We start from the raw sequence: 26,194 nt of genomic DNA, 5'->3' as shown, positions 1-26,194 counted from the left end.
CGTCGTGATCGAACGGCCGAGGGATAAGTGCCAGGTCGACGGGAAGCGCGGACGGCCGTCCACTCTTCGTGAACGTTATGCGTCCGGACGAGAAACCACGGTATGGAATCGAACGGGTCGCCAAACACGGTCGGTGCGGTGCGGACAGCGTTTTCGCTGCTGGCGACGGTCGCCGAACGCGGCGGCACCGCCGGCGTGACGGAGGTGGCAACTGCGTGTGAGATGCCGAAAAGCACCGTGTACAAACATCTCAACACGCTCGTGGAGCTCGGATATTTGGAGCGTGACGACGGAACGTACGCACTGGGAGCCCGGATGGTGGATCTCGGGCAGCACTCGCTCGCACGGACCGACCTCTACCCCGCGGCGAAGCCACAGATCGAACGATTGGCGGAGCTAACCGACGAAACGGCCGGTATCGCGGTCGAGAGTCGGGGTCGCGTGGCGGACCTCTACTGGGATTCGCGCAGCGATAGCGCGATCAGCGCGGCCGGCACCTCGAAACACCCACACTGCAGCGCTCCTGGGAAGGCGATACTCTCGCAGTGCTCGGATTCATACGCCGAGTCGATCGTCGCGGAGCTCGGCCTTCCGCCGCGGACCCAGAACACGATCACCGATGTGGAACACCTCATGAACGCCGTCCGACGCGTCAGCGAGCGTGGCGTCGCCATCGAACGCGAAGAACAGTACGAGGGCGTCAACAGCGTCGCCGTACCGCTCACCGATCTCACCCCGAACGTGGCGATCTACGTCGCAGGCAGTGCCGAGCGACTCTCGAGCAAGCGTATCGAGGAGGACATCCCCGGGATTCTCCTGAGCGCGGCCAACGAGGTGACGAAGCGCTTTCTCGCCGCGGAGTAGTTGTCCACTCATAGTGAACAACCGATCGACAGGCGGCCGAAACGCCGAGGCAGTTGTGAACGGGACCGGTTGACGAAGTACGTGTTCGTCGAGCGAGGAAGCAGCGGCGGTGGTCGGGGAAGCCGCCATCGGACCCGTTCACCCTGTCGAAACAGACGCGGTGAACACGACGTTCCGCATCCGTTCGATGGGAGAGTCGGACGTGATCCGTTCATCCCGCCATCGTCAGAGGATTTATTTGTCGGTACGCGGAACTGGGCACGATGGATGGTATCACGCATGCGATGTACCGAGCAGTGTGGGGTCAAGAGTGTGCGAGGAACGGTGACGACGGATGAAGGCCGTCGTCGTCCGGCAGGGCGAAACCGAACCCACGGTCATCGAGGTCGACGAGCCGACGCCCGAGCCGGGGGAAGCGCTGCTTCGGACGCTGCGGGTCGGCATCGACGGGACCGATCACGAGGTCATCGAGGGCAACCACGGGGGGTTCCCCGACGGCGACGAGTATCAGATCCTCGGCCACGAGGCGGTTGCGGTCGTGGCGGACGCGAACGGCACCGATCTCGACGAGGGGCAGCTCGTGGTCCCGACGGTCCGCCGTCCCCGCGAAGATGGCAACGAGTACTTCGAACGTGGCGAGCCCGATATGGCTCCCGACGGCCAGTACGTCGAGCGCGGGATCGTGGGCGCGCACGGCTACATGACCGAGCTCTTCACGAGCGCACCACGATATCTGGTTCCGGTGCCGGATGCGTTCGCCGAATCGGGTTTTCTCGTCGAACCGATCAGTAACACCGAGAAAGCGCTCGAACACGCCCACGCGACGCGGTCGGCGTTCGAGTGGACGCCGGAAACCGGCCTCGTGCTCGGGAACGGCCCGCTCGGACTGCTGACCCTCGCAATGTTGGCGAGTGAACCGACGGATTTCTCCCGGACGTACTGTCTGGGACGGCGGGATCGTCCGGACCCCACGATCGACATCATCGAACGGCTCGGCGCGACCTACGTCGATTCGCGCGAGACGCCGGTGGCGGCGATCCCCGACGCCCACGAACCGATGGATTTCGTGTACGAGGCGACCGGTTATGCGAAACACGCCTTCGAAACCGTCCACGCGCTCCGTTCCAACGGTGTGGGCGCGCTGCTCGGGATTCCCGACGACTGGACGTTCGAGATCGATGGGGGTGCATTCCACCGCGAAATAGTGCTCCAGAACAAGGCCCTGTTCGGCAGCGTCAACTCGAACGTGCGCCATTACGAGGCCGCGATCGACTCGCTTTCGGCGTTTCCCGACTGGCTCGTGGATGATCTCATTACCGGCGTCCACGAACCGGCAGCAGCCCCGGCCGCCTTCGAAACCAGCGACGAGACGATCAAGACCGTCGTCGAGTTCGACACGGTCTGAACGGCAGACCGCAATTTCGGTGGCCCACAGGATGATCGGAAAGCACGAACGGAAATTCGGCGACAGTACCGTAAGCACCAACGTTATACGAGCGATCGCCGGAGACGTGGTATGACGGCTACCGTCGAGCGACTCACGGATCGTGCGGCGATCCGCGATGGCATCTCGCTCTGGAACGACCAGCACCCGGACCTCCGGATCAGCGATCGTCTCACGGCTAACGTTTTCGCGCCGTTTTCCGGGCTCGATGTCCGGTGTTATGGAGGATACGCCGGTGAGGAACTGGTCGCGTTCGGCGTGCTGAAACGGCTCACTCGCTCGGTCGACGGCTACGACGTGACCGATACCGCGTGGCTCTCGCTGTTCGCGTTCGACGCTGATGCCGATCGTGGTCGACCGATCGCCGAGGAGCTGCTGACCACGATCGGCGAGACGGCGATCGAGAGTGGCGCGGCACGACTCCGCTTCGGCGGCGATCCACAGAACTTCGTCGCGGGTGTGCCGAACACCGCCAATCCGACGTATCGCGACGTGCTGACGGCGGCCGGGTTCGCGATCGACACCGACGACGTCGTGTACGACCTCCAGCGGACCATCACCGAATTCACGCCGCCGGACGCCGCTCTGGCGACCGGCCGCGAGTGGCCCGGACTGGGGGTCGAACGGGCGACCGATCACGAGTCGGCGCTGCAGTCCTTCCTCGCCGATCAGTTTCCCGGTCGATGGCACTACGAAGCAGGGAACATCTGTCGGGTTCCAGGTGGCCCCGAGGACTACTGGGTGCTGCTGTACGAGGGCGGCGTGGTCGGTTTCGCCCGCTCGAACCGCCACGACGGCGCGTATCGCGGCGCGAACGTGAACTGGGGGTGGCGACTCGCCGACGCGCACTGCGGTGTCGGCCCACTCGGGGTTCACGCGGACTACCGCGGTCGCGGGTGGGGACTGTACATGATCAGCGAGATCGTCTGTCGGCTGCGGGACGCGGGCTACGAGGCCGCGGTGATCGACTGGACCGATCTCCCCGGCTACTACGAACAGTTCGGTTTCGAGCGGTGGATCGCCTACGATTCCGCCGTTCGCGAACTGTCCGGCACGAACTCCGTCTGATCGCACACGTCATCTCGACTGTATCCTGCCCGGGGCGAACCACTACACACGCATGCTCGGAACACGAAGCAGCGACTGCTGACGGTGGGCACCACACGATACCAGTCACCGTATCTCTCCGTGGTGTACGGCTGAGAGAGGGGGTGTCTTCTCCGCTCCATCGAAACGACAACGATCGACAATCGTTCGGCCGTAAGCACAGCAGTGACAGCAGTGACAGCAGTGGCCGTCTCTCCCTCAAAAATGCAGCCAGTACAGCGATAAACTATCTATCTATCCATGGAAACGATTATATACTAGTCGGTGGTATATCGTACTGTGTTAGCATGTCTGTGCTCGTGGTCACTGGCCGCACGATCAGTGCGGTTCGCCGGTGTAAAGCTTCGGAAGCACCACTGACCGCCACGAGCTACTGTCGGAACCGGAATCGAGCCACCGTAGTTGTTCGTCCTGTGACCGCTGAACGAAGATATAGGACAAGAAAAAATTGATTCTATAGCTAGAAAAACTATTTATTACCTGGCCGTGTACGAAGGATGACGGGGGCAAGCAAGCGGACCGGATGCGAGTTCGGCGATCGTGAATCGGACGACGACCGATCCGATGCCGCCGTCTCGATCGACCACAACCATGTCACGACAACCAATCGAACGAACCAGGCGCAACATCCTTCGGACGACGTCGGCGCTGCTCGCCGCGGCTGCCGGCACAGGTGCGACGGTCGCCGCACAGTCGCAGTACCCCGCATGGGACGCGAGCACTGCGTACAGCGGCGGAGATCGCGTTACCCACAACGGCTCCGTCTGGGAGGCGGAGTGGTGGACCAAAGGTACCGAACCGGCCGAGAGCGCGGACGCGTGGACGAAAACCGATCCCGCCAGCGGTGGAGGGAACGAAAGCAGCGGGACCACGGACTGCAGCAGCGTCTCGGCGTACGACTCGGGGACTGCCTACTCCGGCGGCGATCAGGTGACCTACGAGGGGTCACTCTGGAGCGCCGAGTGGTGGACGAAAGGTACCGCACCTGCCACGAGCGAAAACGTCTGGACCAAACAGGGCGACTGTGGGTCCGGCGGCGGCGGCGGTGGCGGTGGTGGCGGTGGCGGCAACACCGCGCCGAGCGCTACGTTCACCGCATCCGAGTCGTTCCCCACGCCAGGGACGTCGGTCACGTTCGACGCGTCGGGTTCGTCGGATGCGGACGGCTCGATCGGCAGCTACGAGTGGAAGTTCGGTGACGGCGCGACCGCTACCGGTCAGTCCGTGAGTCACACCTACAACTCCGCGGGTGAGTACACGGTGACGCTCACGGTCACCGACGACGCGGGCGCGAGCGCGACGTTCACGAGGACGGTCAACGTCCAATCGAACAGCGGCGGTAGCGGCAAGAAGCGCGTGATCGCGTACTGGCGGCAGTGGGCGCAGTACCAGCGCGAGTACACGCCGGACATGATCCCGTACGACAAGGTCACCGACGTGCAGTACGCATTCTTGCGTCCCGAGAAGGACGGGTCGCTGGAGTTCCTGCACGCCAACGGCGGCCAGGACTTCTACGGCTCGCGGTTCATGCACAACGGCAACGAAGGGAGCTTCCTGAAGCAGGGAGCGGTCGAGGACTGGCAGAACGTCGGTGACAAGGCGTTCAGCGCCCAGGCCCAGATGCGCGACAACACCAACTTCATCGCGTCGGTGGGCGGGTGGGGTGACTCGGAGTACTTCTCCTACGTAGCCCAGGACCCCGACAAGCGCAAGATATTCGCTCAAGACTGCGTCGAGCTCGTGGAGAGCTACGGTCTCGACGGTATCGACCTCGACTGGGAGTACCCCGGCGGAGGTGGCTGCACCTCGGCGTCACCGGTGTGTGACATCGATAACGTCTCCCAGCCCGGCGATCAGAAGGCGTTCACGAAGCTGGTGAAGGCGGTTCGGGACGCACTCGACGAGGCCGCGGCCAACGATCCCAACCGGAGCGAGCCCTACGTGCTCTCGGCGGCGATGAGCGCGAACCCAGAGATCGTGAAGGGGCTCGAGCACGGGAAGCTCTCGAACCTGCTCGACTACACCAGCGTGATGACGTTCGACTACCGGGGCATCTTCAGCCAGTACACGGGCCACCAGTCGCCCCTCAAGGCAAATCCCAACAGTCCGAACAAGAACCCCAGCGAGTTCAACGCCTCGTCCGCGCTCAGTTGGTACGAGGCCCAGGGCTGGAATCCGGCCCAGCTCAACATGGCTGTGCCGTTCTACGGGCGGAGCTGGTCGGGCGTCAAACCACCCAAGGGTGACTTCGGGAACGGGACGGACGACGGGCTGTTCCAGGAGTACACCGGCGAGGGCAAGGACGCCAGCGGCGACGGTTCGTACCCCACGTTCGGCGACGGCGGGACGAACCTCGGCGGGATCTGGGAGGCGTTCGATCTGATCGGCAACGGGCGGACCGGGAGCAATCCGGTCGACCTCGGCAGCAGCGACTGGACGACCTACTACGACGACGTGGCGGTCTCGTCGTGGAGCTACAACCCGAGCAAGGGGCTGATGATCTCGCATCCGACTCAGAAATCCATCCGGAAGAAGATGGAGTGGCTCAGCAGTTCGAGCTACGGCGGCACGATGCTGTGGGCCATCGGTGGGGACACCAAGGACGGGAAACTCATCACGACGCTCTGGAACACGCTCAACAGGTAATCGAACCCGGCCGGGCCTGCCGTCGTCGGCGTGACGGCGGCCGGCCAATGGACGACGTATCACCCGACAAACGACACGACGGCAGGAGACAACGACCATGACACAGACACGACGAAACGTGCTACGCAAGGTAGCGGGGCTGTCGGCGCTGGCGGTCGGTACCAGTGGCGTGGCCTCGGCGGCCGACTGCGCCAGCTATCCATAGTGGGAGTCGGGGGCGACCTACAACGGGGGTAACAGAGTCGTTCACGACGGCGCGCTGTGGGAGGCCGAATGGTGGACAAGAGGTCGGGAGCCGGCGGTGAGCAAGAACGTCTGGACGAAGGTCGGCGACTGTAGCGGTAGCGGTGGTGGTGGCAACGGTAATCAGGCTCCCACCGCCGCGTTCACCACCTCGTCGGCGACGGTGACGCCCAACGAGTCGGTCACGTTCGATGCGGCCGGCTCGTCGGATGCGGACGGCTCGATCACGTCCTACGAGTGGGCGTTTGGCGACGGCGCGACCGCGACCGGCCAGACGGTTTCGCACGCGTACGCGTCAAGCGGTAACTACACCGTCACGCTGACGGTCACCGACGACGCCGGCGCGAGTGCGTCGTCCTCGTCGACGGTCACGGTCGAGACCGCGGGCGGTGGTGGCGGCAGCGAGCCGACCGGCAAGACCGTGTTCGCGCCGTACGGGCACATGACGACCCAGCCGGGCACGAGCCTGGTTGACCACGCGAAACAGGCCGGAAACGACGCTGTGACGGCGGCGTTCGTGCTGTCGGACGGCAACGGGAACGCGGCGTGGGACGGCGCGCCCGACATGCTGGTCGGCGAGGCAGGCATGAAAAGCGAGATCCAGGCCTACCAGGACACCGGCGGCACAGTGATCATCTCCTTCGGCGGCGCGGTCGGCACGCCGATCGCACAGAGTATCACGAGCGTGGGCGCTATCAAGGCCGAGTACCAGACGGTGATCGACACCTACGGCGTGACTCACCTCGACTTCGACGTGGAGTCGGTCAACGAGGCCGCCGTGGATCGGCGCAACCAGGCGCTCGCCGAACTTCAGAAAACCAACCCCGATCTGAAGGTGTCCTACACACTCCGGGCTCGCACGACGGGACTGACCAGCCACGGCACGTACATCGTCGAGAACGCCAAGAGCCACGGGGTCGATCTGGAGTTCGTCAACGTGATGACGATGAACTACGGCTGGGTCGCGCCGACCGCGAGCACCGTCAAGGACACCGCGAACGGCACCCACGACGATCTCATGTCCATCTTCCCCGGCCTCTCGTCGGCGGCGGCCTGGAGCATGGTGGGCATCACCCCGATGATCGGGGTGAACAACGCGGGCGGCACCCACCACCTCGACGACGCGCGCGAGGTAGCGTCGTTCGTGCAGAAAAAGGGGATCGGTCTCGTGTCGTTCTGGTCGCTCGATCGGGACAACGGCGGCTGTGCGGACGGCTCGGTTTCGGCGACCTGTAGCGGGATCTCCCAGAACCCCTACGCGTTCTCGGGGATCTACAACGGCGTCTCGAAATAGTATCGCTCGCCAACCAACCACGACAACCACAAAACACGAACCACGAATCATGAACGATTCACGACGCGATCTGTTGCGAAAAGTATCGACAGTTCCCATCGCGGCATACGGCCTCAGTGGGATCGCAGCGGCGGCCGACTGCAGCGGCATCCCGGCGTACGACTCGGGGACCGCCTATTCGGGTGGTGATCAGGTGACCTACGACGGATCGCTCTGGACCGCCGAATGGTGGACCAAGGGTACCGCACCCGCCGCGAGTGAGAACGCCTGGACCAAACAGGGCGACTGTAGCGCCAACGGTGGCTCCGGCAGTGAGGCGAGCGCCACTGACTGCAGCGGCGTTTCGGCGTACGATGCGAACACTGCCTACTCGGGCGGCGATCAGGTGACCTACGAGGGGTCACTTTGGAGCGCCGAATGGTGGACCAAAGGGACTGCACCCGCCGCCAGCGAGAACGTCTGGACCAAACAGGGCGACTGCGGGCCCGCCAACGAAATGCCGATCGTCTCGTTCACGGTGAGTCCATCCGCACCCGGCCCGGGCGCGTCGGTCACGTTCGACGCGTCGGGCTCCTCGGACGACGGCTCGATCGCGTCCTACGAGTGGACCTTCGGCGACGGCACCTCGGGGACCGGAAAGACCGCGAGCCACACCTACGACGCCGTCGGGAAGTACACCGTCGAACTGACGGTGACCGACGATGGCGGCAAGACCGCATCCACGACTTCGACGCTCACGGTGGGCGATCCCAACGAGGTGCCGACTGCGTCGTTTGCGGTCGATCCATCGATGCCCGCGCCCGGAAAGGCGGCCACGTTCGACGCGTCGGGCTCGTCGGACCCCGACGGCTCGATCAGCAGCTACGAATGGGATTTCGGCGACGGGTCGACGGGCTCGGGGAAGACTGTGAGTCACACCTACAGCTCGAAGGGGACCTACACGGTCTCGCTGACCGTCACGGACGGCGCGGGTGCGAGTGCGACCACCACGAGCGATGTGACGGTCGGGACCGGTCCCTCGGACGAGTTCAAAGTCATCGGTTACTACCCCGGCTGGAAGGCCACGCCGGAGTACGACTACTACCCCAAGGACATCCCGTGGAGCAAGGTCACGGACGTGCAGTACGCCTTCCTCGGCGTCGACGCGAAGAAGGCCGTCCCCACGATCATGAGCGAACAGGATCGGAAGAACCTGAAGCGGTTCAAGAAGCTCAAATCGGGTCCGGCGTCGGACACTCGCGTGAAGGTCTCGATCGGCGGGTGGGCCGACTCGGAGGGGTTCAGCGACATCGCGGCGAGCCAGAGCAAGCGCCAGACGTTCGCCGACCGGAGCGTCGAGATCGTCCGGAAGTACGACCTCGACGGCGTCGACATCGACTGGGAGCATCCCGGTAGCTCCCAGGGCAAGTGCCAGTGTGGTCGCAACGCGGACTACGAGAACCACATCAAGCTGCTGCAGGCGCTGCGCGACGCGCTCGACGCCGCCGGGAAGGAAGACGGTCAGAAGTACTACCTCTCGGTCGCCAACGGTGGCTCGGACTGGAACGCGGGTGGGCTCCGTCACGGCAAGATCGGCGAGATCTGTGACTACACCATGATCATGGCGTACGACTTCACCGGATCGTGGATGGACGTCGCCGGACTGAACGCGCCGCTGTACGGCTCGGGCCATCCGACCGAGAACTCCCAGTACGGCGAGACCTACACCGCTCAGTACTACGTCGAGTACTCCGTGGACAAGCTGTACGCAGGCAATCACGGCGAGACGGGCTACTGGCCCGGCCAGTGGAAGTACCCGCCCGCCGAGCCCGCCGCCCACAACGAGCTCGTGCTCGGGCTGCCGTTCTACGGACGCGGGTTCAACGGCACCGAACTCTACGGCAGCTACAGCGGACTGCCGAAGGGGACGTGGCACGACCAGCTCGAAAAGGGTGCGGATCCGACGGGCGCGTTCGACTTCGGCGATCTGGAAGCGAACTATCAGAACACGAGTGGATGGACGAAGTACCGTCACCAGCCCGGCTCGGTGCCGTACCTCGTCAACGAAGCCGAGAACACGATCATCAGCTACGACGACGAGCAGGCGATCGAGGAGAAGGTCAAGTTCGCGAAGAAGCGCGGCATGCAGGGCGTGATGTTCTGGGAGCTCTCCCAGGACTGGAACGAGACGCTGCTCGACGCGATCCTCGCCACGATCTGATCGCTGGCCGGCGGTCGTCGATCGATCCACCGATGAACCACACACGACGCGACACGCCCGATCGGCGGTCGACGTGCCCGCCGATCCAGCGGGGTGTGCCACCACCCGTGACGAACGACGGACGATCGAGGATCGGGATTGCCGATTCGAGCGGCGTTTCGATCCAACGGACTCGTCGCGACGGGCGTGTGCTCGGCGCACAGCATTCGACGAACGATGCGGAAGACGACACCACGAACACGAACCATGAACCATACACGACGGAACGTACTGCGCAAGGCAGCGGGACTCTCGGCGCTGGCGATCGGCGCGAGCGGAACCGTTTCGGCGGCGACTGACTGTAGCGGCGTGCCACAGTGGAACGCCGATACCGCCTACTCGGGCGGCGATCAGGTGGTCCACGACGGATCACTCTGGACCGCCGAGTGGTGGACTCGTGGGAGCACGCCCGCCGAAAGCAAGAGCGTCTGGACCCGCGAGGGGACGTGCCGCGGCGGAGGCGGAGGCGGCGGTGGCGGGAGCGCCGGTGGGATTTACTCCCTCTACGCGGGTACGTGGATGAATCCGGTCGACGGTGTGACGAGCCGGAACCTCGATCACGTCTACCTGACGGTCCTCGGCGACGCCACGGACGACGGCAAGGTGAACGCCGGGTGGCTCTCGGGCTGCAACACGGGCTCGTGCAGCCAGAAGCCACTCTCGACACAGACCGACACGATCCAAGCGCTTCAGAACAACGGCGTCGAGGTGCGAGTCTCGATCGGCGGCGCGGACGGGCGTGTCGTGGCTCGGGACGCGAGCAGCGCCACCGAACTCAAAAACGCCTACGCCAACATCCTCGACACGCTCGGCGTCAGCACGCTCGACATCGACGACGAGAACGCCGACCAGCGCTCCGAGACGCTCTACGGGATGCGCAACGAGGCGCTGGCGATGCTCAAAGCGGAGCGACCGAACGTCACGGTCGGCTTCACGGTCTCTGCGACCGCGGATGGCATCGTGAGTTACGGCCACTCGCGTGGCAAGACGTGGATCAAGGACGCCGAAAAGAAAGGCGTCGGCCTCGATTACGTCCAGCCGATGACGATGTACTTCCAGGGCGACGAGAACTTCGGTTCGATCTCCCAGTCGCTCGAAGGTACTGTGGACTTCCTGGAGACGGTCTACACCGGGAAGTCCCGGAGCGCGATCTGGTCGATGGTGGGCGTGACGCCCCTGCTCAGCCAGATATCGACCCAGGACGCGACGCAACTGGTCGATTACGCCGAGCGAAAGGGCATGTACAGCATCGCGCCGTGGGCACTGAACAAGGATACCAACGGCAAGTTCTCGGACATCTTCACGCAGTTCGGGTAACTGACGGGGACTGAGCCGCTCGAACGGGATCGAGGACGACCTCGATTTCCCCGGTTGGCTCCCGATGGCTCGCCGAGGAAGTCGCCACGACGATCCCCGATCCCATCACTTGCCGCCGGATCGCACACGAAACGAAAGACGACACGACGAAACAACGATGAAACACACACGACGAAGCCTGCTCCAGAAGGTATCGACAGTACCCATCGCGGCGTACGGCCTCAGTGGAATCGCAGCGGCGGCCGACTGCAGCGGCGTCCCGGCGTACGACTCGGGGACCGCCTATTCGGGCGGTGATCGGGTAACCCACGAGGGGGCGCTCTGGACCGCCGAATGGTGGACCAAAGGCACCGCACCCGCCGCCAGCCAAAACGTCTGGACCCGTGAGGGCGCGTGTGGACCCGTGAACGGAGGGCCGACGGCCTCGTTCACGGCGAGTCCGTCCGCGCCCGACCCGGGTGCGTCGGTCACGTTCGACGCATCGGGCTCGTCGGATGCGGACGGTTCGATCGCGTCCTACGAGTGGACTTTCGGCGACGGCGCAAGCGCGACAGGCAAGACCGCCACGCACGCGTACTCGTCGAACGGGAGCTACACCGTGACGCTGACGGTGACCGACGACGCCGGTGCGAGCGCCGCCACATCGACGACGGTCAGCGTCGGCGGTACCAGCGGCGGAGGCAACGTCTCTGCCAACACCACCCTCTCGGAGTTCTACTCGGCGTACGACAAGGACTTCTACCCGAAGGAGACCGAAGGCGGCGTTCCCGGGCTGCTCAAAAACGAGCTGCCCGCCGACGCCAGCGAGCACGGCGTGGATCTCAAGGCGATCCAGAACAACGCTGACGACGGTTCGATGCAACTCGCTGCGCTCGGTGGCCGGGGGCTCGGGTTGGTCAAGCGGTTCACCGCCGACGGGGTGCCACGGGAGACCACCGCGCGGCTCATGCCGTGGCTGACGTCGCTGCCCGAGAAGACCGAACCGATCCCGTTCAACGACGGGAGCGGACGGGATGGTGGCCTCACGGCCGACACGGGACCAGTTTCGGCAACGAACGATCCACCGGTGTTCGTGCAGGACGCGTGGCCGAGTGGATCACAGTTCGACGACGTCTACCACCAGTCCCAGCGGTCCGACTGGAGCAGCGGTGTCAGCGACAGCCAGTACGAAAACGCCGGCAATCCGATCGTCGACGCCACTACGAAGAAGAACCATCCGGTCACGGGTGCGTCGCTCGGGAGTGGATTCACCGCGAACGCGCCGTTAAAGGGAACTGCCGAACTCCACGGCGATGGCTGGATCTTCGACCAGTCGCTGGTATTCGAAAACACCACCAACGTGCCGCTGCTGATCGATGGCGCGGTCGTCTGGTGGGTCGGTGCGTCGAAAGACGGACGGGGTCTGGATCAGTTCTCCTACGACAACGCACAACGGAAGAACTTCTCGGTGGGCCACCCACAGCGCGACGTCATCGAGGTAAACCTACCGCCAGCGGACAAACCAGGTCCGTTCCAGGGAACCGACGCACCGCTCTCGGCGTACGGGGTCCGTATCGCACAGCACAACAACCCGTACATGTACAGGACGTGCTACCCCAATCAGAAGTTCTCGATGACCTACCACAACGTCACGGGCCCCGGCCAGTACGACTGGCCGCTCACCGACCTGGTCGACGTGATGCTCGACACCTGCCACGTCGAGTTCCGTGAACAGATGTCCAGCATCGACCAGAACACCGAGCTGGTCGCCACGCTCGATATGAAGAATCGCTACGGGAACTAGCGGCCCGTCGGCGGACGTTTTTTGAAGCGTCGATCCCGATTCGCAAGCAGCGCGACGACGAACGGTTACTCCGCCGGAAGCTCGTCGATGTACGCGTTCCAGACCGCCTCGGGGTCCTCGCACGCGATATCGGAGATGATCCGGCAGGCGTCGTAGCCCCACATGAACACGCTGTCGACGTCGCTGTCGGCGACGGTCCGGGTCGCGGTGTGGACGTCCTCGATGGTGGCGTCGCTGCCGTCGAGCCGGAACCCCTGGATCCAGATCTGGCTGCGCTTGTCGTACTCCTCGGCGAGCGACTCCACGAGATCGGTGAAGTAACCGACGAACTCCCCCGCCTCGTCGGGAGCGTGGATCGCCCAGTAGGGATCGGTCGCCAGCACGTCGAGCGCATCGTTCGCGGCGAGGCGTTCCCAGTCGGAGAGCCCGTGATCTGCATCTTCGCTCGGCAGGAGACAGACCGCGTTCTCTGCGCCCTCCTTGTGGGTGAGCGTCATCATCTCGTCGAGGAAGTCGAGTAAGGCGTCCTCGCGGAACGCAGTGACCCGGTCGGTCTGTTCGTCAGGCATCGACTCGCCGTACTCCTCCTCGTAGGCGGCCTGGCAGTGCTCGCATCGGCAGGCCCACGCGTCCTCGGGGTACTCCTCCTCGTGCCAGCTCGCGATGAACCAGTGGGGTTCGTCCCAGAACAGCACGTCGGCTCCGATTCCGGCGGCGTCACGAGTCCAGCCCCGCATATACTCCCGGAACTCGGGCGCGTTGAAGCAGGCTGCGGGGATGCGCTCGCCCGTCGAGAGCACCTGGCACGCATCGGGATGCTTGCCGATGAACGCCGAGAGCGCTTCGCCACCGAACACCCGGCCGACCGACCACGGATTGACGTAGGTCTCGAACCCACGGTCGTGGCTCGCCTCGATGATGTCTCCCATCGTCCCGGTATAATACTCCCGATCGCGCTCACTGAACGTGTGGAGGATCGCATCGAGACCCTCGTCGGCGAATCGATCGAGATCGCTCGTGACGTGATCTACGTCGCGGACGCCGAAGTAGCTCGTTCCGGTCTCCATACCACTCCCACCGAGGGGAGGGGCAAAAACCACGAGGTAGCGGCAATCCCGGTGGAACGAGGGGTTTCGGTCCAACGAACGTGAAGGCGTCAGCACGAACGACGCTCGACCGAGTGAAGCAAACTGTCACGAGGGAGTCTCGTCCGCCGATAGTTTTTTGCTGCCCAACTCCGCAGGGTGAGACGACCTGTCATGAGTAATGTCGATCTCTCGGGGGTCGCAAAGGTGTACGACGACGATCTCCTCGCGGTCGAGGACGTCGATCTCGCGGTCGAGGACGGGGAGTTCCTCGTCATGGTCGGCCCCTCGGGCTGCGGCAAGTCGACGACGCTACGGATGATCGCCGGTCTCGAAACCGCCACCGCGGGCGAGATCGAGATCGGGGATCGGGTCGTCAACGACGTCCGGCCTCAGGACCGCGACATCGCGATGGTGTTCCAGAACTACGCGCTGTACCCCCACATGACCGTGCGGGAGAACATGAGCTTCGGGCTCCGCCTCGCCGAGCACGACGACGGCGAGATCGAATCGCGTGTCGAGGAAGCGGCCGAGCTCCTCGAGATCCCGGAGCTGCTCGATCAGTTGCCCAAACAGCTCTCTGGCGGCCAGCAACAGCGCGTCGCGCTCGGCCGCGCGATCGTCCGCGATCCCGACGTGTTCCTGATGGACGAACCACTCAGCAATCTCGACGCGAAGCTGCGAACCCAGATGCGGACCGAGCTCCAGCGCATCCAGGAAGAGCTGGGCGTGACGACGATCTACGTCACGCACGACCAGACCGAAGCGATGACGATGGGCGACCGGATCGCCATCCTCGACGACGGCGAACTCCAGCAAGTGGCCGCACCCAAGACGTGCTACGACAGGCCGAACAACGAGTTCGTCGCCGGCTTCATCGGCTCGCCGAGCATGAACTTCTTCGACGTGACCGCGACACCGACCGACGACGGCGTAGCGCTCGCGGGAACGGGGTTCGAGACGAACCTTCCGATCGACCTCCCGGCCGGCGAATACACGCTCGGTGTCCGCCCGGAAGACCTCGCCATCGCCACCGGTGACGGCCATATCGATACCGTGGTCGATGTCGTGGAACCGATGGGAGCTGACAACTTCATCTATCTCCAGCCCGCCGAGGGCAGCGGCGAGATCACCGCACGCGTCGACAGCGAGTACCACCCCGAGCCGGGCAGCACGATCTCGCTCGGTTTCGATCCGGCCGACGTGCATTTCTTCGGCGAGGACGGCGAACGTGTCCCGCTCGACGACGAACCGAAGACGGTGACGACGGCCTGAAACGCCCTCGCCGACGATCGACGTGGATCAGTCCTTCACCGCACCGCTGGTCATCCCAGCGACGATGTACTCTTCGAGGAAGGCGAACAGGATCAGGAGAGGGACGATGCCGATGACCGACACCGTGAGCATCATCCGCCAGTCGGTCTGGAGCGCGCCGACCATCGAGAACACGCCCCGTGGGACGTTGTACTTGCCCGCGTCGGTGAGGAAGGTCAGTACGAACAGCAGGCGATTCCACGCGTAGAGGAACGTGTAGGTGATGCTGGCGACGAGCGCCGGCTTCGTCAGCGGCAACACGATCTTCGTCAGGATCTGGAGTTGGCTCGCACCGTCGATCCGCGCCGACTCCTCCAGGGAGACCGGGATCGTCCCGAAGTAGCCGTACAGCATCCAGACGTTGAACGGAAGCGTGAACGCCGCGGCCGGGATGATGACCGCGAGATAGCTGTTGAACAGCCCGAAGCCGGTGACGACATCGAACAGCCCGACGATCAACACCACCGGTGCGAACATCTGCCCCACCAGCACGGCCAGCAGGAACGTCCGCTTGCCCACGAAGTCGTTGCGCGCACACGAGTACGCGGCCGGGATCGCGAGCAGCAGCGTCAGGACGACGGTCCCGCCCGAGATCAGGAAGCTGTTCGCGATCCAGAGCAGCACGTCGGTCTGGCCCCACACTGCGAGATAGCTCTGGATCGTGGGCTCGGTCGGGACGAGGGTTGCAGGGGAGGCGAACAGCCCCGACTCGGGCTTGAGCGTACTCGAAAACATCGTGTAGAACGGGAACATCATGACCCCGAACAGCACGAGCAACACGCCGTAGAGACGCACTTTCCGCAGTCGTCCTCGGTCCTGGCCGGCCATCGTCACAGCTCCTCACCCCCGCTGGTGTAGACCCGGAGATAGACGACGGCGAACGCCATCAGGAGGAGAAAGCCGATGACGCTGTAGGCGGCACCCATCCCGAGATTGCCGTTTTCGAGCCCGGTCTGGTAGATCCACGTCACGAGGGTGTGGGTCGTGTCGATCGGCCCACCGCCGGTCATCGTCCAGATCACGTCGAACGAGACGAACGTCCAGATCGTCGAGAGCAACGTGGCGATCAGGATCACGCCTTTGAGCTGGGGCAGCGTGATGTGGCGGAACTGGTGCCACCGCTCGGCCCCGTCGACCGCGGCGGCCTCGTAGAGGTCCTCCGGGATCGACTGGAGGCCGGCGAGCAGGATGATCGCCATGAACGGCGTCCCGATCCAGACGTCCGCGGCGACCGTCCCGATCCACGCGATTTCCGGGCTTCCGAGGATGCCGATCCCTTCCTCGATCACGCCCAGTTTGATCAGGATGGCGTTGAAGTAGCCGTACTGTGGATGTTCGATCCACGTGAACACCACCGCCGAAATCGCGTAGGGGATCCCCCACGGGACGAGGAAGGCAGTCCGGAAGAACTTCCGGCCGGCGATATCGCCGTTGAGATGGACGGCAATGAGGAGGCCGAGCAGCGTCTTGGCCGCGACTCCGACGACCACCCACCGGCCGGTCTGCCAGAGTAGCTGATAGAAGACATCGCTGTTGAGAATCTCGACGTAGTTCTGGAGACCGACGAACGTCTCGATGCTGGTCTCGGAGGGAGCGCGGAACAGCGACAGCCGGAACGTCTCCAGGATCGGATAGCCGATGACCGCCAGCAAGAACACGATCGTCGGCGCGATCAGCAGATACGCGCGACTGTTCTGCTGGAGGTGATCGAGCCCCCGTTCGAGACGCGAATCCGACGTAGGTTCGGTGTAGTCTTCGGCGAATCCCATGTGATCGTCCTCACCCGGTCAGTTCTTCGAGATCGCTCTGGGCGTCGTCGAGCGCCTTCTGCGGCGATTTCTGGTCGCCCAGCGCCTCCTGAATCGCCTGGACCACCCGGCTGTTGAACTCGTTGAAGTTCGTGAGCTTCGGCCGGGCACGTGCGTACTGTCCCGCCTCGATGTACGGAGCCCAGTTCTTCGAGTCTTGGAAGTAATCGCGCTCGCCGACCGCCTCGATCGTGGGCATGAACCCCTTGTTTTTCGCGTACTGGAAATGACGATCCTCGTCGAAGTAAAACCGGAGGAGGTCCTTCGCAGCGTCCTCGACCTCCGTCTGGGCGAACACCGATACGGCGTCGATGGTGTTCAGGCTGAAGCGGCCTGTTGGCCCCTTCGGCACCTGAACGATGCCGTAGCCGAAGTCCGTATCGCTATCGTCGATGTTGATCCCCGTGTAGACGTGAGCGATCACCATCCCGAGATCGCCACCCTCGAACAGCTGACGGATGTCCTGACGGGTCGAGGACAGCGGCGAGGACTGGGTCACGCCGTGCTCGAGATGCAGATCCGAGAAGAACGTCAGCGCCTCGACGCCCGCGTCGGAGTTGACCACGGGTTTCCCATCATCGTCGACGAGGTCGGCACCGTGCGACCAGTGGTAGTGGTAGTACTGGGAGCCGGTCTCGATCGCGTCGGCACCCGCGAGGCCGAGCGCCGGCGTGTCGGTCTTCTCGGTGACCGTCTGGGCCGCCGCAAGCATGTCGTCCCACGTGTCGAGCGAGGGGTTCTCTGGATCGAGACCTGCCGACTCGAAGACGTCCTTGTTGTAGTAGAAACACTTGTTCGAGGCGGCCCACGGGGCCCCGTAGTACGATCCCTCGTACTTACAGCCCTCCGCCATTCCCTCGTAGAACTTCCCGCCGAAGTCGCCACCCATCATGTCGTCGAGCGGGACCAACGCCTCCTTGCCTACGAGCTGTGGGATCCACCGAGCCGGCCAGCGACCGACGTCCGGTGCCTTGTCGCCGTCGACGCGGTTGTTGACCGTCTGCTGGGCGTTATCCCACGTCACGCTCGTGAACTCGAGCGAGACGTCGTTTTCCTCCTCGAATTTCTTGTTGTTCTCCGTGAAGAACTGCTTGATGTTCTCGCCGACACCCATCGTGAGGAACTGGAGCGAGTTGCTGCCATCGCCTCCACCACTACCGTTCCCGTCACTACCGTTGCCACCGCCACCGATGTCACCGAGGCAGCCAGTGATGACCACCGCACCGCCGGCGCCGAGAGCGCCAAGCATCTCCCGCCGGTCGATGCTACGTTCGGCTCTACCCGCTGTTCTATCAGACATCACGGCTGTGAAACTCACCCACGCATATAAAACTTGGTTATACTGTAGCCCGCGTAACGTTTGTCGGCGGGAGAACGGACCATCTGTCCGGCCGATCGTCAGTAGCGTGCACTACCGAGTCGTTTCGTTTCGACTCGATGATAGTGCCGGGCCGTCGACGAACAGTACTATCGCGACCCGTCGGCGGTACAGTTAAGATTCTGCCGGGTGGCGCTCTCGGTATCGACCAATGACCGACATCGAAGGCGTGCTTTCGAACGAGACGGCCGTCGTCACCGGCGCATCGTCGGGGATCGGCCGAGCGATCGCCGAGCGGTTGGCCGAGGCCGGCGCAAACCTCGTCCTCTGTTCGCGCTCGAACACGGAAATTCAGGCGGTCGCCAACGCGATCACCGACGCCGACACGCCCGGCCGCGCACACGGCGTCGTCTGTGATGTCACCGATTCCGGGGACGTGGACTCGCTCATCGAGGCGGCCGTGGAACGGTTCGGCGGCATCGATGTCCTCGTGCCGAACGCCGGCGGGATGATCGACGACGATGCTCTCCATCGCATCGACGAGGACGTCTTCGAGGCGAACCTGGATGTGAATCTCACAGGTCAGTTCCGGACGGTCAAGGCGGCGCTGCCGGTCATGGTCGACGGCGGCGGTGGCTCGATCGTGTTCATGGGCACCGCGAACGCGCTCACCGGTATCGGCTTGACTGGCTACACGGCGGCCAAGGGCGGGATCCTCTCGCTCTGTCGGCTGATCGCCGCCCAGTACGGTCGACACGGCATCCGGGCGAACGTCGTTTCTCCCGGTACGATCGAGACCGAGGCTCGTGCTGACGAGATGGACGTGGGCGATCGGGACGACGAGCGGAGTGCGCGCGAGGAGTGGCTCGACCAGTACCCGCTCGGCCGGTTCGGACGGCCCGACGAAGTTGCTGACGCGACCCTGTTTCTCGCATCGGAACGATCGTCGTTCGTCACCGGGTCGAACCTCGTGGTCGACGGCGGTCTCACCGCCGGTCTCGATCAATCGTTCCACGAGCGCGTCTACGATGCGGACGAGGCACCGACACGGGAGTAGCCCGGCTCCGGTGTAGTGGACGATCGATCTCCGGCGACACCACACCGAGCATCTATGTACGCCCCGGTGGTCGGTCGAGTATGGAGTTCGCGATCTGGGCGTACCCGTGGAGCCTCGTGGACGAGGGTGTCGAACGGGCTGCGAGGCGATTGGAACGCATCGGGATCGACGAGATCACGCTCGCGACGAACTACCACGCAGTCCAGACGTACCACCCCCGCCAGCCGGGCCGCAGCACGTTCTTCGCGCAGGCGAGTGCGTACTTCCAGCCGGACGGGGAGTACGGCCGGCTCGAACCCGTACCGAACGAGCAGATGAGTGAGGACGATTGGCTGGCCGAGATCGTCGACGGGATCGCCGACACCTCGCTCGCACTCAACTCGTGGACCGTCGGCTGTCACAACTCACGGCTCGGGATGGCAAACCGCGACCTTGCGATCGAAAACCCGTACGGGGATCGACTCGTCTTCGGGCTCTGTCCGTCGAAGCTGGCGGTGCAGCGGTATCTCACGACGCTCGTTGCGGACCTCGACACACGAGCCCCGTTCGAACGGATCGAGCTCGAACAGTTCGATTACTTCTATGGAACCGGGTTCGGCTGGCACCACCAGAAGATCCACGTCGACCTCGGAGATCTCGGCGAGTTCCTGTTCGGACTCTGTTTCTGTGATGCGTGTCGAGCGAACGCGGCCGACGCCGGTGTCGACGTCGAGCGAGCGCGGGAGCAGTGTGTCGAGACCCTCGACGCCATTGCAGCAGGGAAGCGCTCATCGGACATCGACGTCGCCGCCTGGCTCATGCACCACCAGGCAGTCCGGTCGTACGTGGCGGTTCGCTGCGAAACCCTTGCAGACGTGTTCGCCGATCTTCGCCAGGAAGCCAACGCGGATCTCGGGTACTACCTCCCGAACCTCGCACCGGAGAACGCGTGGAAGTACGGGGCCGATCCCGACCGACTCGCGGCCGATCTCGATCACCACGTAGCCCTCGCATACGGATCGGATCGAGCAGAGATCACCGATTGCGTTCGTACAGCCCGATCACTCACTGACACGCCGGTTCACGCCGGCGTCCTCGCGGGCCATCCAGCGATCGAGAACCGAGCGGCGCTCGTCGACGTCGTGGACGGCCTCGCCGACGCCGGCGTCGAGCGTGTCTCCTTTTATAACGACGGGCTGCTCCCGGAACACAGCCTCGACTGGATCGACGCGGCGACCGAGTCGTATCGGTAGCCGCTACGGGATCGGCGAACGTCGAAGCGGTCCGCTACGGATAGACTCTCTTGAACAGAAAAGGTTGTATTTAGCCCAGCTCCTGCTCGTGCTTGGCTGTGTCGCGACTGAGCTCTGTCACTCGCGGACGGCGATGGGATCGACCGTGGAACGACGATAGATGGACTTTCGGGGAGGAGGTAGACAGAATAATTCGTATTCATCATCGAGACACAACAAGCCGGTCAAATCAACTGTGGTGTCTGAACGGGGTCAAGCGACGTAGGAAAACTCCGTCACAGTTTCTAGCAGATTTCGGGCAGAGTTTTGTACAACGACTTCTGAGTATCAGTCGTTTTGTACTACGACGAAGGATCCGGTGCCGGTTCCTCGCCCTGGCGGCCGTTGCTCAGCCGCTGGCGGTGGACGATTCCGACGTTGTTCGCGGTCCGTTCAGTGAACTGTCGGAACGCGTCGCCAGTCTCGCCGTCGTCGAGCACGATCGGTGCGCCATCGTCGCCACCTTCCCTGACGCGTGGATCGAGCGGGAGTTCGCCGAGGAACGGCATCTCGACCTCGTCGGCGAACGCCTCGCCGCCACCCTCCCCGAAGAGCGCGTGCTCGGAGCCGCAGTCGGGACACCGAAAGCCGCTCATGTTCTCGACGATCCCCAACACGGGCGTCTCGTGTTTGCCGAACATCTCCAGGCCCTTCTTGGCGTCGTCGACGGCGACCTCCTGGGGTGTGGTCACGATCACTGCGCCCGCGATCGGCACGGTCTGGAGGAGGGTGAGCTGGGTGTCGCCCGTTCCCGGCGGAAGGTCGATCACCATGTAATCGAGCGATCCCCACTCGACGTCCTCGAACAGTTGGGTGATGAGCTTGTGGACCATCGGACCGCGCCAGATCACGGGATCGTCCTCACCAGTCAGAAAGTCCATGCTCATCAGCTTCATGCCGTACTTCTCCGGCGGGATGATTTGCTCTTCGGCGGTGGCCTGGGGCCGCTCGTCGGCGTCGACCATCCGCGGGACGTTCGGGCCGTACACGTCGGCATCGAACAGTCCCACGCGCGCGCCCAGTTGCGAGAGGCCGGCGGCGAGATTCACGGCGACAGTGGATTTCCCAACTCCGCCCTTGCCCGAGGCGACCGCGATGACGTTCTTGACGTCGGGAAGGACATCTCCCTCGGCCGGCCGGTCGACGTTCGCGGTGAGTTCACACTCGATCCCCTCCTCGCTCAGCACCTCGCGCACCTCGGCCGCGATCGCGGTCTCGTTCGGGGAGTAGGGCGCGCCGAGCGCGAGCGAGACGTGGGCGACTCCTTCCCGCATTTCGATGTCGTTGACCAGGCCGAGCGAAACGATATTGTCACCGAGATCGGGGTCCTCGACGCCGCGAAGCAGCGATCGCACGTCGTCCTCGTTCATGGCCAGGGTAGCTCCGCCCGAGCGATAAGGGTTGGGAACCCGCCGATCGATCGAAGACGGCGGCTCGACGGTGCGTGGTGGATGGCTGGCCGCTGGTGGAGCGTCGGTGGATGGTTGGGCACCCGCCGCAGCGCCGGTTCCCGATCCCGACCCGGGTTTCGTTGGGGTTAAATACCCGCGTCGAATTAGTCCGAAACACGTACTGCAGGGGGTCGGCCCCGAGTTCGAGAGAGCGAGACTAACAGCGTGGGTCGTGGTAGCCAAGCCTGGCCCAAGGCGCAGGGTTGCTAACTCTGTGGCGCACAGCCTCCTGGGTTCGAATCCCAGCCACGACGCTCCGAACCACAGCATATGAGCGCAGAAGACCCAGACACACCGGCCGAGGACGAAGAGGAGGAGGACATCCGCTACTTCGTCCGAATCGGCCAGACCGACCTCGACGGGACGAAAAGCGTCGAGCGGGCGCTGACCGGCATGAACGGTGTCGGACGGCGGGCCGCTCGCATCATCGCGGCGGAGGCGGAGGTCGACCGATCGGCGACGCTCGGTCGACTCGACGACGACGCAGTCGATTCGATCATCGAGCACGTCGAAGGGTTCGCCGAGGACGTGCCGGCGTGGCTCACCAACCGCCCGGCCGATTACTTCACCGGCGAGACCACCCACGAGGTCGGCAACGACCTCTCGCTGACTCGTCAGCAGGACATCAACCGCATGCAGATGATCAGTTCGTACAAGGGCGTCCGCCACGAGCGCGGCCAGAAGGTCCGTGGCCAGCGCACCAAGTCCACCGGCCGCTCGGAAGGGACGATCGGCGTGAACGTCGAAGCCATCCAGGAAGAGATGGAAGAGGAAGCGGAGGGCGAATAGATGGCACTCGGATCCAACACCAAGGCCTACGAGACGCCGAATCATCCGTACCAGGGCGAGCGCATTTCTGAGGAGTCGAACCTCGTCGGGCGCTACGGCCTGAAGAACAAAGAGGAGCTGTGGAGAGCGCAGTCCGAACTTCGCGGGTTCCGCCGCGAGGCGCGACGACTACTCGGCGACGCTCAGGGCGATGTCGACGCTGCCGAACGCGAGGGCGAACCGTTCCTCGCGCGGCTCCGACGGCTCGGCATTCTCGACGAAACCGACGGGCTCGACGACGTGTTGAGCCTCGAAGTCACGGACGTGCTCGAACGCCGGCTCCAGACCATCGTCTACCGCACAGGCCTCGCGAACACGGTCCAGCAGGCCCGTCAGTTCGTTTCTCATGGACACATCGTCGTCGACGGCGCGCGGGTAACGACGCCCTCGCGGAAAGTCGACGTGAGCGAGGAGGATCTCGTGGGATTCGACGAGACGAGTCCGATCGCGGACGAACTGCATCCCGAACGAGCGGAGGAACAAGAATGAGCGCCGAAGACGAGGAACGGTGGGCGGTCGCACACGTCCACGCCTCCTTCAACAACACGATCATCACGATCACCGACCAGACCGGGGCGGAGACCCTCGCCAAATCGAGCGGCGGGACCGCCGTGAAGCAGAACCGCGACGAGGCGTCGCCGTATGCTGCGATGCAGATGGCCGAAGGCGTCGCCGAAGAGGTGCTCGCCCAGGGGATCGAGGGCGTCCACGTCAAGGTCCGCGGCCCCGGCGGGAACCTCCAGCAGAGTCCGGGACCGGGCGCACAGGCGACCATCCGGGCGCTCGCGCGCGCCGGACTGGAGATCGGCCGGATCGAGGACGTGACGCCGATCCCGCACGACGGCACGCGTGCCCCCAAATCGAGCGGGTTCTAACCAGTGAGCGCCGCGTACGACGTCGCGTTCATCGACCGCGACGACCGCGACGCTCGCTTCCTCGTCAGAGGGATCACGCCAGCGTTCGCCAACGGCATCCGGCGGGCGATGGTGGCCGACGTTCCCACCCTGTCGATCGACACCGTGCGCGTGGTCGAGAACTCGTCGGTGATGTTCGACGAGCAGATCGGCCATCGGCTCGGAATGATACCCTTGAACGCGCCGCCGAACGAGTTCGAGTCGGGCGAGGGCGTCACGCTGGGGATCGACGTTTCGGGCCCCGACACAGCGTACTCGGGCGATCTCGTCAGTAGCGATTCGGTCGTCGAGCCCGCCGAGGACAACGTCCCGATCATCGATCTCAAAGAGGACCAGCGCCTCGAAGCCGAGGCCGAGGCCGTGCTCGACACCGGGAAGACCCACGCCAAACATCAGGGCGGCGTGGCGGTCGGCTACCGCCACCTTCAGAAGGTGGAGGTCGTCGGTGACCGCGAGGAGTTCGCCGACGAGGAGCCGAACATCCTGCGAGGCGTCATCGAGGAGGACGACGAGCTCGTCCTCACCGAAGAGTTCGACAACGACCTCACGAACCGGTATCCCGGCAAGGAGGTCAGCGTCGAGGACGTGCCGAACGCGTTCGTCTTCCACGTCGAGACCGATGGCTCGCTGACCGTCGAGGAGCTGGTGACGGCGGCAGTCGACTCGCTGGAAACGCGCGCGAACGAACTCAAAGAAGCGGTCCAGTTGTAATGTATCGCCCCACAAACCACGGACGGTCGCGTGCCCGCCGCCGAGTCACGGCAGTAGGCATGCACCGGCACGACTCCATCGCGCGGACGCGTCGGCACGACGAGCGGACGCCACGCGTGCGACCCCTGAGTGACGTGCCGTCGATCGAAACTGGTTTGTGGGGACGGAAACGAGTGCAGTTCGCGTGCAGGGATAGCCAAGTCAGGTCAACGGCGCAGCGTTCAGGGCGCTGTCTCGTAGGAGTTCGCAGGTTCGAATCCTGCTCCCTGCATGCTCTTTTGGGAGACAAGTTATGAGCAAGACCAATCCGAGGCTCACGAGTCTCATCACTGAACTGAAGTCGACGGCCCGCGAGTCGGACAGTCCCGTCTGGCGGGCGGTCGCCGACCGTCTGGAGAAGCCCCGGCGCACCCACGCCGAGGTCAACCTCGGTCGGATCGAACGCTACGCCAAGGAGGAGGAAACCGTCGTCGTGCCAGGCAAGGTCCTGGGCAGCGGCGTGCTCGAAAAGCCCGTCACCGTGGCGGCAGTCGACTTCTCCGGTACGGCCGAAACGAAGATCGACCAGGTCGGGGAGTCGCTCGCACTCGGAGAGTGCATCGAGCAGAACCCCGAGGGGTCGGACGTCCGGGTGATCCGATGAACGCCGCGGAGTTCGACCCCGATATCGTGGTCGACGCCCGGGACTGCATCCTGGGGCGGGTCGCGAGCCAGGTCGCCGAACGCGCCCTCGATGGCGAGCGCGTCGCCGTGGTCAACGCCGAAGAAGCAGTCATCACGGGCGGGACCGACGACGTGATGGGCGTCTTCGAGGACCGCGCCGAGCTCGGCTCGGACAGCGGGCCGTACTACCCGAAGCGCCCCGACCGGATCATGAAGCGCTCGATCCGCGGGATGATCCCGTACAAGCGCCCGCGCGGGCGCGAGGCGTTCGAGCGCCTTCGTGTCTACGTCGGTGATCCCTTCGAGGACGATGCGGACGTTCTGGAGGGAACATCACTGAATCGGCTGTCGAACACCAAGTTCGTCCAACTGGGCGACGTGAGCGAGAACCTCGGAGCCAACGTCACATGGTAACGAACACCTCAGGCAAGAAGAAGACCGCGATCGCGCGGGCCACCGTCTCGGAAGGCGAGGGCCGCGTCCGCGTGAACGCGAAACCAGTCGAACTGATCGAACCGGAACTAGCGCGGCTGAAGATGGTCGAGCCGTTCCGTATCGCCGAAGAGCGCCGCGAGAGCGTCGATATTTCGGTCGACGTGAGCGGCGGCGGCACGGTCGGTCAGGCCGACGCGGTGCGGACCGCGATCGCGCGCGGACTCGTCGAGCACGCGAACGACGCCGAACTCCGCGACGCGTACATGGAGTTCGATCGGTCGCTGCTCGTGAACGACGTCCGCCAGTCCGAATCGAAGAAATGGGGCGGCCCGGGTGCACGGGCGCGCTACCAGAAGTCCTACCGTTAACATGATCGGGACACCAGTTTCGGGAGGACGACGG

General features: G+C 64.2%; 23 protein-coding genes, 2 tRNA genes and 1 pseudogene. 21 read left to right on the top strand and 5 right to left on the bottom strand.

The genetic code is table 11. From position 1 onward, the window contains the following. Positions 1–102 precede the first annotated feature (102 nt). The 9 genes and pseudogenes from PHA81_RS00370 to PHA81_RS00335 all read left to right on the top strand — a co-directional run bounded on the left by PHA81_RS00370 (position 103) and on the right by PHA81_RS00335 (position 12,937). Positions 103–864, top strand: a complete 762-nt coding sequence (locus PHA81_RS00370; RefSeq protein WP_005043282.1) for an IclR family transcriptional regulator — start codon at positions 103–105, stop codon at positions 862–864. A 334-nt stretch (positions 865–1,198) separates the two neighbouring features. Next, on the top strand, positions 1,199–2,269 hold the full coding sequence (locus tag PHA81_RS00365) for a glucose 1-dehydrogenase (protein ID WP_005043281.1): 1,071 nt from the start codon (positions 1,199–1,201) through the stop codon (positions 2,267–2,269). 111 nt (positions 2,270–2,380) lie between these two features. Next, positions 2,381–3,376: a GNAT family N-acetyltransferase gene (locus PHA81_RS00360; RefSeq protein ID WP_005043280.1), complete on the top strand. Its 996-nt coding sequence runs from the start codon at positions 2,381–2,383 to the stop codon at positions 3,374–3,376. A gap of 630 nt (positions 3,377–4,006) precedes the next feature. Further along, positions 4,007–6,061, top strand: coding sequence for a glycosyl hydrolase family 18 protein (locus tag PHA81_RS00355; protein ID WP_005043279.1), 2,055 nt, complete (start codon positions 4,007–4,009; stop codon positions 6,059–6,061). Positions 6,062–6,278: 217 nt separating this feature from the next. After that, positions 6,279–6,368 (top strand): annotated as a pseudogene (locus tag PHA81_RS20915) (carbohydrate-binding protein); the annotation flags it as partial. Continuing rightward, entirely contained in the window at positions 6,363–7,598 is a 1,236-nt protein-coding gene (locus tag PHA81_RS00350) for a PKD domain-containing protein (RefSeq protein ID WP_273834609.1), read from the top strand. The pseudogene PHA81_RS20915 and the gene PHA81_RS00350, both read left to right, overlap by 6 nt. Positions 7,599–7,647: 49 nt before the next feature. Next, on the top strand, positions 7,648–9,798 hold the full coding sequence (locus tag PHA81_RS00345; protein WP_005043277.1) for a glycosyl hydrolase family 18 protein: 2,151 nt from the start codon (positions 7,648–7,650) through the stop codon (positions 9,796–9,798). Positions 9,799–10,044: 246 nt separating this feature from the next. Further along, on the top strand, positions 10,045–11,154 hold the full coding sequence (locus PHA81_RS00340) for a glycosyl hydrolase family 18 protein (RefSeq protein ID WP_169317818.1): 1,110 nt from the start codon (positions 10,045–10,047) through the stop codon (positions 11,152–11,154). 157 nt (positions 11,155–11,311) lie between these two features. Next, positions 11,312–12,937 carry a PKD domain-containing protein gene (locus PHA81_RS00335; protein ID WP_005043274.1) on the top strand — a complete coding sequence of 542 codons (1,626 nt, stop codon included), beginning with the start codon at positions 11,312–11,314 and terminating at the stop codon, positions 12,935–12,937. A 65-nt stretch (positions 12,938–13,002) separates the two neighbouring features. On the opposite strand, the gene PHA81_RS00330 is transcribed toward PHA81_RS00335, so the two are convergent. Next, positions 13,003–14,004 carry a hypothetical protein gene (locus PHA81_RS00330; RefSeq protein ID WP_005043273.1) on the bottom strand — a complete coding sequence of 334 codons (1,002 nt, stop codon included), beginning with the start codon at positions 14,002–14,004 and terminating at the stop codon, positions 13,003–13,005. A 192-nt stretch (positions 14,005–14,196) separates the two neighbouring features. Between PHA81_RS00330 and ugpC the strand changes: the two genes are divergently transcribed. Continuing rightward, positions 14,197–15,297, top strand: a complete 1,101-nt coding sequence (gene ugpC, locus PHA81_RS00325) for a sn-glycerol-3-phosphate ABC transporter ATP-binding protein UgpC (protein WP_005043272.1) — start codon at positions 14,197–14,199, stop codon at positions 15,295–15,297. Between the two features lie 27 nt (positions 15,298–15,324). Here the strand turns inward: ugpC and PHA81_RS00320 are convergent, their stop codons facing one another. The 3 genes from PHA81_RS00320 to PHA81_RS00310 are packed head-to-tail and all read right to left on the bottom strand — an operon-like array spanning position 15,325 to position 18,444. After that, positions 15,325–16,170, bottom strand: a complete 846-nt coding sequence (locus PHA81_RS00320) for a carbohydrate ABC transporter permease (RefSeq protein WP_005043271.1) — start codon at positions 16,168–16,170, stop codon at positions 15,325–15,327. Next, complete coding sequence (locus PHA81_RS00315; RefSeq protein WP_005043270.1) at positions 16,167–17,105, bottom strand: sugar ABC transporter permease; 939 nt, start codon at positions 17,103–17,105, stop codon at positions 16,167–16,169. Before PHA81_RS00315 ends, PHA81_RS00320 begins: the two co-directional genes overlap by 4 nt. A gap of 10 nt (positions 17,106–17,115) precedes the next feature. Further along, a complete protein-coding gene (locus PHA81_RS00310) occupies positions 17,116–18,444 on the bottom strand; it encodes a sugar ABC transporter substrate-binding protein (RefSeq protein ID WP_049910066.1) in 1,329 nt (442 codons plus the stop codon). 229 nt (positions 18,445–18,673) lie between these two features. Here PHA81_RS00310 and PHA81_RS00305 point away from each other — a divergent pair, with 229 nt between their 5' ends. Continuing rightward, entirely contained in the window at positions 18,674–19,519 is an 846-nt protein-coding gene (locus PHA81_RS00305) for an SDR family NAD(P)-dependent oxidoreductase (RefSeq protein WP_005043268.1), read from the top strand. 80 nt (positions 19,520–19,599) lie between these two features. Further along, entirely contained in the window at positions 19,600–20,751 is a 1,152-nt protein-coding gene (locus PHA81_RS00300; RefSeq protein ID WP_005043267.1) for a hypothetical protein, read from the top strand. Between the two features lie 341 nt (positions 20,752–21,092). Here PHA81_RS00300 and PHA81_RS00295 read toward each other — a convergent pair whose 3' ends face one another. Next, positions 21,093–22,160 carry an Mrp/NBP35 family ATP-binding protein gene (locus tag PHA81_RS00295; protein WP_005043266.1) on the bottom strand — a complete coding sequence of 356 codons (1,068 nt, stop codon included), beginning with the start codon at positions 22,158–22,160 and terminating at the stop codon, positions 21,093–21,095. 250 nt (positions 22,161–22,410) lie between these two features. Between PHA81_RS00295 and PHA81_RS00290 the strand changes: the two genes are divergently transcribed. The 9 genes from PHA81_RS00290 to PHA81_RS00250 all read left to right on the top strand — a co-directional run bounded on the left by PHA81_RS00290 (position 22,411) and on the right by PHA81_RS00250 (position 26,160). Then, positions 22,411–22,495, top strand: a tRNA-Ser gene (locus PHA81_RS00290). A gap of 16 nt (positions 22,496–22,511) precedes the next feature. After that, a complete protein-coding gene (locus tag PHA81_RS00285) occupies positions 22,512–23,030 on the top strand; it encodes a 30S ribosomal protein S13 (RefSeq protein ID WP_005043264.1) in 519 nt (172 codons plus the stop codon). Further along, the gene (locus PHA81_RS00280) at positions 23,031–23,558 is read left to right on the top strand and encodes a 30S ribosomal protein S4 (RefSeq protein ID WP_005043263.1); all 528 of its coding nucleotides are present in this window, start codon (positions 23,031–23,033) and stop codon (positions 23,556–23,558) included. Next, positions 23,555–23,944, top strand: a complete 390-nt coding sequence (locus tag PHA81_RS00275) for a 30S ribosomal protein S11 (protein ID WP_005043261.1) — start codon at positions 23,555–23,557, stop codon at positions 23,942–23,944. Before PHA81_RS00280 ends, PHA81_RS00275 begins: the two co-directional genes overlap by 4 nt. Before the next feature lie 3 nt (positions 23,945–23,947). Then, positions 23,948–24,694: a DNA-directed RNA polymerase subunit D gene (locus PHA81_RS00270; protein ID WP_005043260.1), complete on the top strand. Its 747-nt coding sequence runs from the start codon at positions 23,948–23,950 to the stop codon at positions 24,692–24,694. A 186-nt stretch (positions 24,695–24,880) separates the two neighbouring features. Next, a tRNA-Leu gene (locus tag PHA81_RS00265) sits at positions 24,881–24,965 on the top strand. Between the two features lie 21 nt (positions 24,966–24,986). Next, positions 24,987–25,337, top strand: coding sequence for a 50S ribosomal protein L18e (locus PHA81_RS00260; protein WP_273834593.1), 351 nt, complete (start codon positions 24,987–24,989; stop codon positions 25,335–25,337). Beyond that, on the top strand, positions 25,334–25,771 hold the full coding sequence (locus PHA81_RS00255) for a 50S ribosomal protein L13 (RefSeq protein ID WP_005043258.1): 438 nt from the start codon (positions 25,334–25,336) through the stop codon (positions 25,769–25,771). Before PHA81_RS00260 ends, PHA81_RS00255 begins: the two co-directional genes overlap by 4 nt. Next, a complete protein-coding gene (locus PHA81_RS00250; protein WP_005043257.1) occupies positions 25,765–26,160 on the top strand; it encodes a 30S ribosomal protein S9 in 396 nt (131 codons plus the stop codon). Before PHA81_RS00255 ends, PHA81_RS00250 begins: the two co-directional genes overlap by 7 nt. Positions 26,161–26,194: the final 34 nt, after the last annotated feature.

The sequence above is a fragment of the Halococcus sp. PRR34 genome (assembly GCF_028617175.1).
Classification (GTDB): Archaea; Halobacteriota; Halobacteria; order Halobacteriales; family Halococcaceae; genus Halococcus; species Halococcus salifodinae.
This window is presented reverse-complemented; position numbering and strand designations above follow the sequence as displayed.